Origin of the sequence: Alteromonas sp. KUL49 (genome assembly GCF_006538345.1) — a bacterium.
Classification (GTDB): Bacteria; Pseudomonadota; Gammaproteobacteria; order Enterobacterales; family Alteromonadaceae; genus Alteromonas.
Genome location: NZ_BJKL01000021.1, coordinates 1 through 12,444, shown reverse-complemented (window position 1 = coordinate 12,444; position 12,444 = coordinate 1). Strand labels below are relative to the sequence as shown.

14 protein-coding genes are annotated in these 12,444 nt (G+C 43.9%); 4 read left to right on the top strand and 10 right to left on the bottom strand.

The annotated features are described in order from the left end of the window. Positions 1-77: 77 nt before the first annotated feature. Positions 78-608, bottom strand: a complete 531-nt coding sequence (locus EYS00_RS20085; RefSeq protein ID WP_130639696.1) for a hypothetical protein — start codon at positions 606-608, stop codon at positions 78-80. A 139-nt stretch (positions 609-747) separates the two neighbouring features. Here EYS00_RS20085 and miaE point away from each other — a divergent pair, with 139 nt between their 5' ends. Then, entirely contained in the window at positions 748-1,557 is an 810-nt protein-coding gene (miaE, locus tag EYS00_RS20080) for a tRNA isopentenyl-2-thiomethyl-A-37 hydroxylase MiaE (RefSeq protein ID WP_130639695.1), read from the top strand. Here miaE and EYS00_RS20075 read toward each other — a convergent pair. Further along, a complete protein-coding gene (locus EYS00_RS20075) occupies positions 1,540-2,400 on the bottom strand; it encodes a DNA ligase (protein ID WP_130639694.1) in 861 nt (286 codons plus the stop codon). The genes miaE and EYS00_RS20075 overlap by 18 nt on opposite strands. Before the next feature lie 260 nt (positions 2,401-2,660). Between EYS00_RS20075 and EYS00_RS20070 the strand changes: the two genes are divergently transcribed. Then, positions 2,661-3,032, top strand: a complete 372-nt coding sequence (locus EYS00_RS20070) for a VOC family protein (protein ID WP_130639693.1) — start codon at positions 2,661-2,663, stop codon at positions 3,030-3,032. A 65-nt stretch (positions 3,033-3,097) separates the two neighbouring features. On the opposite strand, the gene EYS00_RS20065 is transcribed toward EYS00_RS20070, so the two are convergent. Beyond that, on the bottom strand, positions 3,098-3,559 hold the full coding sequence (locus EYS00_RS20065; protein WP_130639692.1) for a DoxX family protein: 462 nt from the start codon (positions 3,557-3,559) through the stop codon (positions 3,098-3,100). Positions 3,560-3,691: 132 nt separating this feature from the next. On the opposite strand from EYS00_RS20065, the gene EYS00_RS20060 reads away from it, so the two are divergent. Both EYS00_RS20060 and EYS00_RS20055 read left to right on the top strand, forming a co-directional pair. Then, positions 3,692-4,588: a LysR substrate-binding domain-containing protein gene (locus EYS00_RS20060; RefSeq protein ID WP_130639691.1), complete on the top strand. Its 897-nt coding sequence runs from the start codon at positions 3,692-3,694 to the stop codon at positions 4,586-4,588. A 188-nt stretch (positions 4,589-4,776) separates the two neighbouring features. After that, entirely contained in the window at positions 4,777-5,376 is a 600-nt protein-coding gene (locus tag EYS00_RS20055) for a Yip1 family protein (protein ID WP_130639690.1), read from the top strand. 67 nt (positions 5,377-5,443) lie between these two features. On the opposite strand, the gene purF is transcribed toward EYS00_RS20055, so the two are convergent. The 7 genes from purF to EYS00_RS20020 all read right to left on the bottom strand — a co-directional run. Beyond that, complete coding sequence (gene purF / locus EYS00_RS20050) at positions 5,444-6,973, bottom strand: amidophosphoribosyltransferase (protein WP_130639689.1); 1,530 nt, start codon at positions 6,971-6,973, stop codon at positions 5,444-5,446. A gap of 14 nt (positions 6,974-6,987) precedes the next feature. Then, positions 6,988-7,476, bottom strand: a complete 489-nt coding sequence (locus EYS00_RS20045; RefSeq protein ID WP_130639688.1) for a CvpA family protein — start codon at positions 7,474-7,476, stop codon at positions 6,988-6,990. 145 nt (positions 7,477-7,621) lie between these two features. Then, on the bottom strand, positions 7,622-8,218 hold the full coding sequence (locus EYS00_RS20040; protein WP_130639687.1) for an SPOR domain-containing protein: 597 nt from the start codon (positions 8,216-8,218) through the stop codon (positions 7,622-7,624). Between the two features lie 9 nt (positions 8,219-8,227). Then, positions 8,228-9,535: a bifunctional tetrahydrofolate synthase/dihydrofolate synthase gene (gene folC / locus EYS00_RS20035; protein WP_130639686.1), complete on the bottom strand. Its 1,308-nt coding sequence runs from the start codon at positions 9,533-9,535 to the stop codon at positions 8,228-8,230. Continuing rightward, entirely contained in the window at positions 9,535-10,380 is an 846-nt protein-coding gene (gene accD, locus EYS00_RS20030) for an acetyl-CoA carboxylase, carboxyltransferase subunit beta (RefSeq protein ID WP_130639685.1), read from the bottom strand. The genes folC and accD overlap by 1 nt, the downstream gene beginning before the upstream one ends. A 239-nt stretch (positions 10,381-10,619) precedes the next feature. Beyond that, the gene (truA, locus tag EYS00_RS20025) at positions 10,620-11,411 is read right to left on the bottom strand and encodes a tRNA pseudouridine(38-40) synthase TruA (protein WP_130639684.1); all 792 of its coding nucleotides are present in this window, start codon (positions 11,409-11,411) and stop codon (positions 10,620-10,622) included. A 61-nt stretch (positions 11,412-11,472) separates the two neighbouring features. Beyond that, positions 11,473-12,444, bottom strand: a 972-nt coding sequence (locus EYS00_RS20020; RefSeq protein WP_278044822.1) for a FimV/HubP family polar landmark protein, incomplete at its 5' end; no start/stop codon positions are given.

The following is a 12,444-nucleotide window of genomic DNA, read 5'->3' as shown; positions in this document are numbered from 1 at the left end:
TGTATCTAAACCACGAGAAACCTATAACAACATTATAGATACAGCAAGGGAAGGCTAGTGTAAAAATATCGCCTCAACTACTCTGTTGTTAGATTGGAAAGCTCTTCTCTCATTGCATTAAGTGCCGCAACGGAGAATCCTCTGTCATAGAAATATTTGATACTCCCAGCGCCATCGATGAGCACAACTCGCGCGTTATTAGGGAATTCATTGCCCGTAAATTGCTGCACTTTACTTCCATCTTCATAAATCGTTACCACACCCTGCCACAATGCTTTGGGAATACCTTTTCTCATGCCATTATCGATTTGAGTACTGAACATTCTCGGGAACATTCCCGCGATGGTCGGCAACTCATACACATCAACTTGGGTACCTGTCATATCTAAACCGATCAACCATCGGTCGATATCAAACTGACTATCTTGCTTGTACCCAATGAGAAACAAGGTTGGCTGTCCTTCCATGTCTTGAGGAATGTTTAGTGTATCCCCTGACAAGCTTGTGCCGGTAACGGATGGGAAATTTTGATTCAGAATATTTTGATTTGGGTAAGTTGTTGAGCATGCAGTGAGCAGCAAAGCAAAAAGGAGTATGAGCGCTTTCATTTTTAAATCCATTAACTGTATTTGCAGGCTTATATGAGCCTGTCAGAAAAACGGATTAGTTTTTAATTAATGTTTGCAAGGTGGGGCAAAGGCTCGCTTTTGGGTATAATGCGCAAAAAATGCCATTAGTTAGTTGTGTATGTATTCAAAAGAGCTGCTTTCGCCCATCAACGCTTTTCTTCATTGTGAAACACCAGAAGCCTGGTTGCTCGAGGCTAAAAAACCTGAAAATCTTCGCGTCATATTAACCGATCACTTAATTTGTGAGCTGAAAGCCGCGCAGAGCGCAATGTACCTCATCCGTAAATACGCCGTGGATAAAGAGAGCGCAGATGCCCTACTGGCATGGTTAAAACCTTTTGAAGACTTTACCTACCGTATGCAAGGCGACTGGCGTGACTTGTTAAAGCACAACAGTCTCTCTAAGTCTATGTTGCCAAAATCTGGCACGCCTTACGGGCAGGACTTAATAGATAAAATGGTGCTCTTGATAAAAGAAGAACTTCACCACTTCTATCAAGTACTAGAGGTCATGCAAGAATTTGACATTCCCTATGAAAATATTACGTCGAGTCGCTACGCCCGAGGTTTACTTACTCACGTAAAAAATCATGAGCCCGACGCCCTTATCGACAAACTAATATGTGGTGCCTACATCGAAGCCCGTTCTTGTGAACGCTTTGCCAAACTCGCTCCGCTTGTAGACAATCGCATTGGTGATTTTTACGTATCGCTGTTGCGTTCAGAAGCACGTCACTACCAAGACTATCTGACTCTTGCAGAAGAAATCGCGGGCAAGGATATTAGTGAAAGAGTGGCTTTTTTCGGAAAGATTGAAGCAGACTTAATATCGTCACCCGATGATGATTTTAAATTTCACAGTGGTAGCCCTAGTGAAGCAAGTAACAAAAGTGATATGACACAAACCAACCTAGTTGGGCAAATCTGACAACGGTCTAGTGTGCAAATAGCTGGCAAAGCGCGGTTTGCCGTGCCGCGTTGTGCCATAAAATTTGTACGTAACCCAGCTATTAATCGGTGGTGGATTTTCTCGCTCTTGATCACTAAATCCACTGCCAATCTTAAATACCACGCCGTCTTTTGTTTGAACGAGTAGCGATCCCATGACATCAGCGAACTTTCCTTTTCCTGATATGTGGCCAATGACTCTCGCTTCATTATCATCGAACTTTTTTAGCTTTAATAGTCTATCACTTCTACCGTGAATATATCTGGCGTGTTTGTGGTGAAGCATTAGCCCTTCGCCATCACTAGCAACCAACTCGTCAAGTGCCAGATCTAGCACATCGAGAGACGAATAAGAATGTTGAGAGACAAGTGACAGAGTATTCGATTGCAGAGACTCTTTCAGTGCGTGTAACTCTGACAAACGGCCATTAAATGTCGCCTGAGAATTTGGCAAATCAAATACCTTAAAAATGAGCTTGCTCCATCGCTCATCCGGCGAGTGGCTCAGTACTATCGAGGCAGTTTCTTCAAATTGACCACGAGCTATCCATAGCTCGCCGTCGAGGGCAACCTTAGGCCAATCTTTTGTAAACCAATCTGGCGAATGAATAAGATTGCCATTTCTCGTTAGCAGCTGGCTGCCCGTCCATCTTGCGCGAATACCATCTAGTTTTTCACTCACCCAATAGTCTTCAAGCATAATATCGTCTTGTTCAATGTTAAACGTAGAGGCAAGTTGCAGCGGAGCGCTGAGTGTCTCGGGGTATGCGTGGGATGTCAAAAGCACAGTAATAGCAATGGTTGTACTTAACCTTTTGTTCATTTCAGAATTCCTCGCTCAAAACGTCAATTTATCTTTTTACAAGCATGAAAAAACTGAACGAGAGAATGTTTTTGATTCTGGAATTATCGGGAGCGCTAACAAAAAGCTGATGTGTAAAGTCGGCTTTATCGCAAAACGAAGGTCGCAATTACTAAATACACCCCCATACTAGATTTATCACCGACTACAATCCAAACTTGGATACCTTTCGTAGTAGTCACGTGTTATAGAATTAAAATGTAATAAAAGGAATCTCATTCATGATCAGTTACGCAACTCTTGGTGTCAGTGATTTAGAAAAAGCGGCAGTATTTTATGAGCAACTGTTTGCGGGTTTTGGCGCAAAACGTCTTATCAGTATGGATAGAATCGCTTTTATCGGCGAGTCAATGAAGCACCCTATGGTTGCTGTGTGTATTCCGTATAATAAAGAAGAAGCGCACCCAGGTAATGGAAACATGCTTGCTTTTGCTCCAGGTAGTAAAGAAAAGGTCGATGAACTTCACAAGAAGGCTATTGAGCTTGGTGCTACATGCGATGGTGAGCCTGGCCAGCGTGTTCCCGATATGTTCTATGGTGCCTACGTTCGTGACCTAGACGGCAACAAAATTTGTTTTAACCACTTTGGTTAAAATACCAAAAAAGGGGCCGACGTTACGGCCCCTTTTTAATTATCATTCAAGCTGATGTATAGTGATCACTTAGCATCAAGCGCAGAAAGCTTACCTGACACGATATTATCAAGACCCACCTTACCAGCGCCGGTGACAAGTAATGAAACACTGAGCGCGAACAGTGCTAAACCAAATTCATAGCCATTGTTCGACATAAACAAACCGTTTTCGAAGTGAACCGAGAATATAGCAACAAGCATTGTCACTGCTAACACCAAAGCCGCTGGTCTTGTAAGTAGTCCGGCAATCAACAACAAACCACCGAAGAATTCAGCACTGCCCGCCATTAACGCCATAAAATATCCAGGCGCAAGACCAATTGACTCCATCCACTGCCCAGTTCCTTCCAGTCCGTAGCCGCCAAACCATGCGAATAGCTTTTGCGCACCGTGTGCTGCGAAGATTATCCCACCTACTACACGCAGTGATAAGGTTGAATAAGTTTGCTCAGAAGTGAAAAGTGTTTTGATGATTGATGTATTCATTGCTCTGTTCCTCAAAAATTTAGTCGATGTCTTAACCACGAGTGAAAGTATCGTCGATTTAATTAACTTGAATAACCATCAAAATTTGCTCAATATATTCAAATAATTTGAACAATTAATTGAAGGGTAGATATGCTCAACAATGGTATTAGTGTCGAAGCGTTAGTGGTGTTGGACGCTATAGACAAAAGAGGAAGTTTTGCCGCTGCTGCTGCCCAATTGAACAAAGTCCCTTCTGCATTGAGTTATATTGTACAAAAACTCGAGGACCAACTCGGAGTGAGTTTGTTCGTCAAAAATGGCCGACGCTCCGTATTAACGCCAGCAGGCCAACACTTATTACTGGAAGGAAGAAAACTACTCAATGCCATTGAACAAATAGGTAACCAAACAAAAACCATTGCACAAGGATGGGAACCATCCCTGAACATAGCCATCGATTCCATATTGGATATCGCCCCTATCTTGGAGATTTTGTCGCAATTTCTGAACAATCATCCCACTATAGAAATAAACATCTTTGAAGAAGTCATGATGGGAAGCTGGGAAGCATTAATTGAAGACAAAGTGGACATAGTTATCGGTGCACCAGAACCCGCCCCAACCAATAAAGGTCTTTCGGTGCGTCATTACATAGACCTTGAGGCAGTATTGGTTTGCTCACCCAAACATCAGCTCACAAAAAGTAACAAGGTAATCAACGAAACACTGTTGAGAAAGTTTCGCACTATCGTGGTTAAAGACTCAGTAAAATCTGATATTGCATGGACGTCTAATGTTATTGAACAGAGCCAGCATCTTTATGTACAAACGCTAACGCAAAAAATCGCCGCTATACAGGCCAACTTAGGAATAGGCTTTCTACCTAAGTACCGCATTAACGACAAACTCCAAAGCGGTGAATTGGTAGTGCTCGATCACCAATTACCCTTCTCTAATCCCTCTCTCACTGTTGCATGGAAAACCGCCAACCGTGGAAAAGCGCTTGCCGCATTTAGAAATTTGCTTTTACACAACAAAAATCAGTGAACCGAAAGTCAGCTAGCGCACTACAAGCCATAGAGCGATCATTTTTTAGTCAACACCATTGACGATACTGCTCACTTAATGCACACTGGATTTGTAAAATAAATGTTAACTTATTTACATAATTAAAAAATCATCGCAGCAAACCAGTAAAAAAACACCAAATGCGTTAGATAACAAGGTAAAACACTATGATACTAAACCATCTGATTGGTATTTATACCCATCCTAAAGAAGAGTGGCATAGCATTGATGACCGTCACGAAAATTATTTTTACGCGCTAAGTCATATCGCCATTATTGCGTTAATTCCATCGTTAGTCGCTTATTATTCCTCAGCACATACTGGCTGGAGTATAGGTGCAGGCGACCTTATTCGACTCAGTGAGAACAGCGCGCTCGCCATGGGCGTAGGCATGTATTTTGGGCTTGTAACAGGTGTTATTGCACTGGCAGTCCTTATTCATGAACTGGCCAAAGCGTTTGAAGTGCATCCCTCATACACCCAATCATTAGAACTTGCTGCATATACTGCTACGCCATTGTTTATGGTGGGCTTTGCAGGTCTTTACCCTGAACTTTGGGTCGTGATGACGGCACTATTGGTGGGGATCAGCTATTCAACCTACTTACTGTATTCTGGCGTGCCTATTCTTCTGCATATGCCTGAAGACAAGGGGTTTATTTACTCAAGCTCTGTGGTCACTTGCGGATTGGTTCTGTTGGTTATTTTGATGACGGGATCAGTATTAGTGTGGGGAATTGCGGGCGGCCCAGTGTTCGTACACTAAGGTCTAATTATCTTATTAAAAACAAAAAACGCGCTTTAAGGCGCGTTTTTCTAGTCAATAACAAATACTACTCTGACTCTGTCGCACCAATGTTGTGTAAATCAAGGTTACTCAACTCACCTTGCACGACTGGTGCTTTTCGGCTCTTTTCTCCACGAGACATGTCAATGCGCTCCAAATATGCTTGGTCGATATCAGCAGTGATGTAATTTCCGTCAAAAACTGAAGTTTCAAAGCGTGGAATTGCTGTGTTTTCTTCTTGAACTGCAGCAACTAAATCTGCAATGTCCTGGAAAATTAGACCGTCAGCCTGAATAAGGTCAGCTATTTGGTCAATTTCGCGACCGTAAGCAATGAGTTCGTTGGCTGATGGCATATCAATACCGTAAACATTCGGGAAGCGAATCTCTGGTGCCGCTGAAGCGAAATACACTTTCTTAGCACCTGACTCTCGAGCCATCTCTATGATTTGGCTAGACGTCGTTCCACGAACAATCGAATCATCCACTAGGAGCACGTTCTTGCCTTTGAATTCTGAAGAAATCGCATTGAGCTTTCTGCGTACTGATTTCTTACGCATAGTTTGCCCAGGCATGATAAAGGTACGGCCAATATAGCGGTTCTTCACAAAACCCTGTCGATAAGGTAGCTCTAGAGTGTTGGCAATTTGAAGTGCAACGTCTGACGATGTTTCTGGAATAGGAATAACAACATCAATATCTAAATCTGCCCACTCTTTTGCAATTTTTTCGCCCAGTTTACGGCCCATATTTACACGTGAGGCATACACAGAAATTCCATCGATATGGCTATCTGGACGCGCAAAGTAAACAAATTCGAAAATGCAGGGTGAAGTAACAGGGTTTTCAGCGCATTGTTGTGTATGAAGCACACCTTGTTCAGTAATAAAGACAGCTTCACCCGGTGCAACATCGCGAATAAACGTAAAACCTACGGCATCAAGCGCTACGCTCTCTGACGCTACCATCCATTCTTCACCAAGCTCTGTTATGCGTTTACCTAGCGCTAGTGGACGAATACCGTGCGGGTCACGAAACGCCACAATACCCTGACCGATAATTGCTGCCACAACCGCATATGCACCGCGAATTTTCTTGTGAACTTTAGTCACAACACTGAAGATATCTTCGGCAGTTACGTTAAAACCAGCCTGCTCTTGAAGCTCGTGTGCAAGAATGTTCAGCAACAACTCAGAGTCTGAGGTAGTGTTGATGTGTCTGCGGGCTATACGAAAAACCTCTTCTTCCAGCTCATGAGCGTTAGTGAGGTTACCGTTGTGAGCAAAAGCAATACCGAAAGGAGAGTTTACATAGAACGGCTGTGCTTCCGCTGAACTTGATGTGCCAGCAGTTGGGTATCTCGCATGCCCAATACCCATGTTTCCTGTAAGTCGCTTCATGTGACGGGTGTGGAACACATCTCTTACTAAGCCATTTGCTTTACGCAAATTAAACATGCCTTGGTCAATGGTCATGATCCCTGCGGCATCCTGGCCTCGATGCTGTAACACCGTTAAACCGTCATACAGTGACTGGGCCACTGGGGTTTTACCAACTATTCCAACAATACCACACATTCGCGTTACCTATTTCAAGCCGTTTTTAAGAAACTAGAGGTGTCTTTTACGTACGTAAAGAACCATTCAATTATAATCGCAAACTCTGGAATGAGTACCGAGTTTTGCCACCACTGCGACGACGCCGCGGTGGTAAATGTATCTAAAAAGAAGAGTACTGCGCTGGCTATTAACACACCACGCAGTGCACCAAACACAATGCCTAGGGCTCTATCCGTACCCGATAATCCACTGACTTGCACGAGTTGGCCAATCGCATAATTCAACATTCCCCCAAGTATCAGACTGGTTACGAATAAAGCTGCAACTGCAGCGCCATTGCGCAGATATGGATCTTCAATTGAGGTGAAATAAACTGCTAGATCAGCGTAAAAATGACTCGCGATGAAAAGCGCACCAAACCATACCACTAGTGAAATAGCTTCTTTTACAAAGCCTCTCACAAGGCTAATTATGGTAGATACCGCTACGATACCTAGAATGGAAAAATCTACCCAATTCATCGTGTCTTTATCACTTTATTGCTGCTAATAAATGCCATACAGCGTGCCGTGGTTAAGATGGCGCGCATTCTAACAGAAGCCCGGCAGATTACCAATGCGATTTAGGCCGGCTTGCACACCGTACGGTTTAGTTTACTGAAAAGCCTCAGTTAACCGAAAACGTCGTTACTTTACCGCTAAGGTCAGTTAGCTCTTTTAAGTGTGGTAATGCAGCTTCAAGCTTTTGCCGGTCTAAGTCAGGCCCAACAAAAACTTTGGTAAGTAAACCTGATTGGGTTTGTATTTTTCGACTGAAAGCGCGATAGCCTGCATTTTCTAATTTATCGAGCAAGCTCGCTACATTTCGTTCATGCCTAAAACTACCCAACTGAATCACCCAACCCGCACCTTCATTCTGAGTATCTTGTGGCTGCTCAACAATCGTTTGTGCAGCCAAGTCGTTGGCGCTAGTGTTTGCCGGTTCGACAGCTTCAGCAGGAGTCTCAATTACCACCTCTTGCGGAGTATCGTCTAGTGGCAGGTCTTCAACCACTTCAATAGGGCGCTGGGCCGAATCTGCTACGCGGTCTACCGGAAACGGTTCTGGATCCACAATAGGCTTTTGTTGTGGACTTACAGGTACAGAGACAAACGGTGTGTTATTCGTTTGTTTTTCACCATCAAGAAAGTCGGGTAAGAAAATGACAGCTAACGCCACCACAATGATAGTCCCCACCAATCGGTTCTTTAATGCCGATGTCACTTGTCTCTCCTATTCGCTTTCAGCACTGTGCTGTGCCAGTACATCAGCGACAGTGAGGAATGACCCAAAAACGACAATTAAATCGCCCTCTTTGTAGTCGTTATTTGCTGCACTAAAAGCATCTAAAACATTGCTGTGCTTGAACACGTCTTCTTTGGCTACATTAGCACGTGATAACGCATCTTGTAATACTTGCGCGTTACAACCTCGACTGCCATGCGTATCAGCCACATACCAACAACCACAGAACTTGGTTAATGGCGCTAGCGTCTCTTCAATCGCTTTGTCTTTTAACATGCCTACCACAAAGCGCATATTCTTCGCACTGTGCCTTTCTGAGATAACGTCAATCCATCGCTTAAGGTTCTCAGTGGCTTGGGGATTATGAGCAACATCAACAACCACGAGGGGTGAATCGCTCAACACCTGTTGGCGCCCAGGCATACTCACAGTTTGAGTCAAGGCTCGCAGTGTATCTTCGTCTGGTAACAAATCCATATGTCTTAACGCTGCAATAGCCGTTGATACGTTCTGTAAAGGTATTGATGGGAAGCGCAACCCAGACAAAGAATGATCCATGGCGGCACAACGCCATTGCCAATCATCGGCACTAGCGTTATCAACAAAAAAGTCCTTATTAGCCCACAAGGCTTTAGCGTTAAATCTTTCCACTTCACTGACAAGTGTCGTTGGCGGATCTAACTCACCGATAACAGCCTTTATACCGTCTCGAAGGATCCCAGCTTTTTCAACAGCAATCTTTTCACGGGTATCACCAAGCCAATCCTGATGGTCTAGACCAATGGTGGTGATCACAGCTAAATCAGGCGAAATGATATTCGTGGCGTCTAGCCTTCCCCCTAGCCCCACTTCAAGAATAGCCACATCGACGTGCCAATCTTGCATCATTTTCATCCCTGCAAGAGTACCAAACTCGAAATACGTTAGAGAGATTTCTCCTCGTGCTATTTCAACCTCGCGAAATGCATTACAAAATGCAGCTTCTTCAGGTAGTGCACCATTTAATCTTACTCGTTCTCGATAATCCACTAGGTGTGGAGAGCTATAAACCGCAACGGTTTTTCCCTGTGCTAACAAGGCTTGTTCAATGAAACGACAAGTTGTGCCTTTACCGTTTGTTCCGGCAACAGTGATAACCGTGGATGATGACAACGACAGGCCAAGACGTTCAGCAACCTGTTTGGTGCGGCCTAAGCCCATGTCAATTTCAGAAGGGTGTATAGATTCTAAGTAGGATAACCATTGCGCTAGTGACTTGTTCTCTAGCGCAACAGAAGTATTTTTATTTTCGTTCACTAATTTGCGTGGTGTAACTTATTCAATAGGCCGTGTAATTTATCACGCATTTCTCTACGGTCAACAATCATATCGATTGCGCCTTTTTCTAACAAGAATTCACTGCGTTGGAATCCTTCAGGAAGCTTCTCGCGAACAGTTTGCTCAATAACTCGAGGACCAGCAAAACCAATCAAGGCTTTTGGCTCTGCCACATTAACATCACCCAACATAGCCAAACTAGCTGATACACCACCCATCGTAGGGTCAGTAAGTACTGAAATATAAGGCAAGCCTTTCTTACTTAGTTTAGCCAATGCTGCAGATGTTTTCGCCATTTGCATAAGCGACATGAGCGCCTCCTGCATACGCGCACCACCACTTGCTGAGAAACAAATCAATGGAGCGTTGTTTTCGATACTCGCATTGACTGCTTCAACGAAGCGCGCACCAACCACAGATGCCATTGAACCACCTAAGAAAGCAAATTCAAAACAAGCAACAACTACAGGCATGCCTTTGAGCTTACCTTTCATTACGATTAGTGCGTCTTTCTCGTTAGTCGATTTTTGCGCAGCAACAATACGGTCTTTGTAACGCTTAGAGTCTTTGAATTTAAGTACGTCTTGTGGCTCAAATTCGCCACCCAACTCAACGCGATCGCCCTCATCTAAAAACGCATCCAAACGACGACGAGAAGTAATACGCATGTGATGGCCGCATTTGGGACACACCTCTTGCAGCTTCTCTAATTCGCTTTTATACAAAACAGCCTGACAAGAGCCGCACTTTGTCCAAATACCTTCAGGTACATTGCCTTTCGTTGAAGTTTGGGTGCGCGGAAGAATTTTTTGAATCCAGCTCATGGAAAATTAGACCCTTAAATTGTTTTTCGTAACGCTGACGACATTTGTTCTATGTTTTTAGGTCAACGTTATATGAATTGCTCGGCGTCCGAGGGTAAGTGTGATTTTTGGGATAACCCACACTTATCGGTACAACCACCTAATATAGCGCGCTATTACACCACAATACAATCAAATGGAAAAAACAAAACTGGTCTTAGAAGTTAAAAGTAAAATTAACGAATAGTTAACTTTACTTTTCAATCTTCAGGTAAAAAGAGTGGCCCTAGCGGAATACGAGGCAAACCAAAGTGTTCAGGGTAAGTCACATCTACAAGATACAATCCATTAGGCTTTGCTGTGGCTGCAGATTGGTTGCGGTCTTTTAGCGCCAAAAGCGTTTTGATCCAATCAATAGGTTCTGCTCCAGCGCCTATTTCAACCAAAGCACCGGTAATGTTACGCACCATATGATGCAAAAAAGCATTAGCGCGTATATCGATGACCACATAACGACCTTGGCGATACACAGAAACATCCGTAACATTTCTAAACGGCGTGTTACTTTGACAAAGTGCAGCTCTGAAAGAGGTAAAATCTTGCTCTCCAAGAAGTGCTTGTGCCGCCTCATGCATACGAGCTTCATCTAATGGACGATGAACGTGGGTAACGCCCTTGTTTAATATTGCAGGACGCATTTTGGCATTGTGAATAACGTATCTATAGCGACGGTGAGTTGCTGAAAAGCGCGCATGAAAATCGTCATCTACTGTAGTCGCCCAAGTCACCGCAATTGAATCAGGAAGGTTGGCGTTTACACCTAGTGTCCAGGCACGTTCGGGACGTGGTTGATTACAATCGAAATGTACCACCTGGCCGGTGGCATGCACGCCAGCGTCGGTTCTACCCGCACACTGAACTTCAATGGGCATGTTAGCAACAGTTGAGAGGGCTTTTTCAAGGTGTTCTTGTACGCTAGGGACTTCGCGCTGGCGCTGCCATCCATAAACAGATGCACCATCATACTCAATGCCTAACGCAATACGCCCCATAGTTTACTACCTCAACCTGAAAAGCCGCATAGTGTAGTCATACACAAGTCAGGATGCAATTTTAGTTATCAATGCCGTTGAGTATATCTTGTGCTTCTTTGACTTGCTCTTCAGTACCCTCTTGAATGACTTCTGTAAGAAGGTTTCGCGCAGCGTCTTCATCGTCCATTTCGATATACATACGAGCCAAGTCTAGGTTTGCATGTTGACCCGCGTCTTTGTCAATGTCGATAACATCGTCGTCATCAGACACGCCAGTAAAATCAGACAGACTCACGTCTAAATCTAATTCCAAGTCGTCAGGGTTAGTATCATCGGTGCCATCATCAATTAATGCTTCAACATCTAAGAAGTCTTCGGTAGGCAGTTTCGGTTCTGCCGCACTCTCTGTGTCGACGTCAACATCATTCAACAATGCACTCAGATCAAGATCAGGGTTATCGAGCTGAAATGCTGTATCGTCTTCTGTTTCTGCATCTTCGACGACTACTTCTTCAGTGACATTTTGCTCAATGCTCTCTTCAGCGTTTTGTATCTCTGCATCACTGCTTTCGTTTTCAATACTTTCTAGTAGCTCATCGAATTCGGTAGTATCTAATTCTTCGAAAATACCGTCATCTTTTGATACTTCTTTGTGATCGTCTAACCAATCACCTAAGCCAGGGACATCTTCTAGCTCATTGATATCTGGATTTTGAGGTTCTTGCTCAGGCAGCTTTCCGTCTTGTTCTTGCTCAAGAGAGAACGAATCGATTTCGTCGAACGCTTCGTCAAGAATGGAATCATCTATCTCGTCATCTACTGATGAGTCAAAGCCATCTTCGCCGATTTCACCTATTGAAGGAATATCATCTACGGTCTGACTATCAAAGGCTTCAATAGCTTCGTCTAGCGGGTCTGCTTCTGCTTCTGCTTCTGCTTCTGCTTCTGCTTCTGCTTCTGCTTCTGCTTCTGCTTCTGCTTCTGCTTCTGCTTCTGCTTCTGCTTCTGCTTCTGCTTCTGCTTCTGCTTCTGCTTCTGCTTCTGCTTCTGC

Bases quoted from the DNA above. Each gene is read 5' to 3' on its own strand.
- miaE (WP_130639695.1), top strand. From the start codon at position 748: ATGTATTCAAAAGAGCTGCTTTCGCCCATCAACGCTTTTCTTCATTGT.
- purF (WP_130639689.1), bottom strand. From the start codon at position 6,973: ATGTGTGGTATTGTTGGAATAGTTGGTAAAACCCCAGTGGCCCAGTCA.
- EYS00_RS20075 (WP_130639694.1), bottom strand. From the start codon at position 2,400: ATGAACAAAAGGTTAAGTACAACCATTGCTATTACTGTGCTTTTGACA.
- EYS00_RS20060 (WP_130639691.1), top strand. From the start codon at position 3,692: ATGCTCAACAATGGTATTAGTGTCGAAGCGTTAGTGGTGTTGGACGCT.
- EYS00_RS20055 (WP_130639690.1), top strand. From the start codon at position 4,777: ATGATACTAAACCATCTGATTGGTATTTATACCCATCCTAAAGAAGAG.
- EYS00_RS20045 (WP_130639688.1), bottom strand. From the start codon at position 7,476: ATGAATTGGGTAGATTTTTCCATTCTAGGTATCGTAGCGGTATCTACC.
- EYS00_RS20085 (WP_130639696.1), bottom strand. From the start codon at position 608: ATGAAAGCGCTCATACTCCTTTTTGCTTTGCTGCTCACTGCATGCTCA.
- EYS00_RS20065 (WP_130639692.1), bottom strand. From the start codon at position 3,559: ATGAATACATCAATCATCAAAACACTTTTCACTTCTGAGCAAACTTAT.
- accD (WP_130639685.1), bottom strand. From the start codon at position 10,380: ATGAGCTGGATTCAAAAAATTCTTCCGCGCACCCAAACTTCAACGAAA.
- truA (WP_130639684.1), bottom strand. From the start codon at position 11,411: ATGGGGCGTATTGCGTTAGGCATTGAGTATGATGGTGCATCTGTTTAT.
- EYS00_RS20070 (WP_130639693.1), top strand. From the start codon at position 2,661: ATGATCAGTTACGCAACTCTTGGTGTCAGTGATTTAGAAAAAGCGGCA.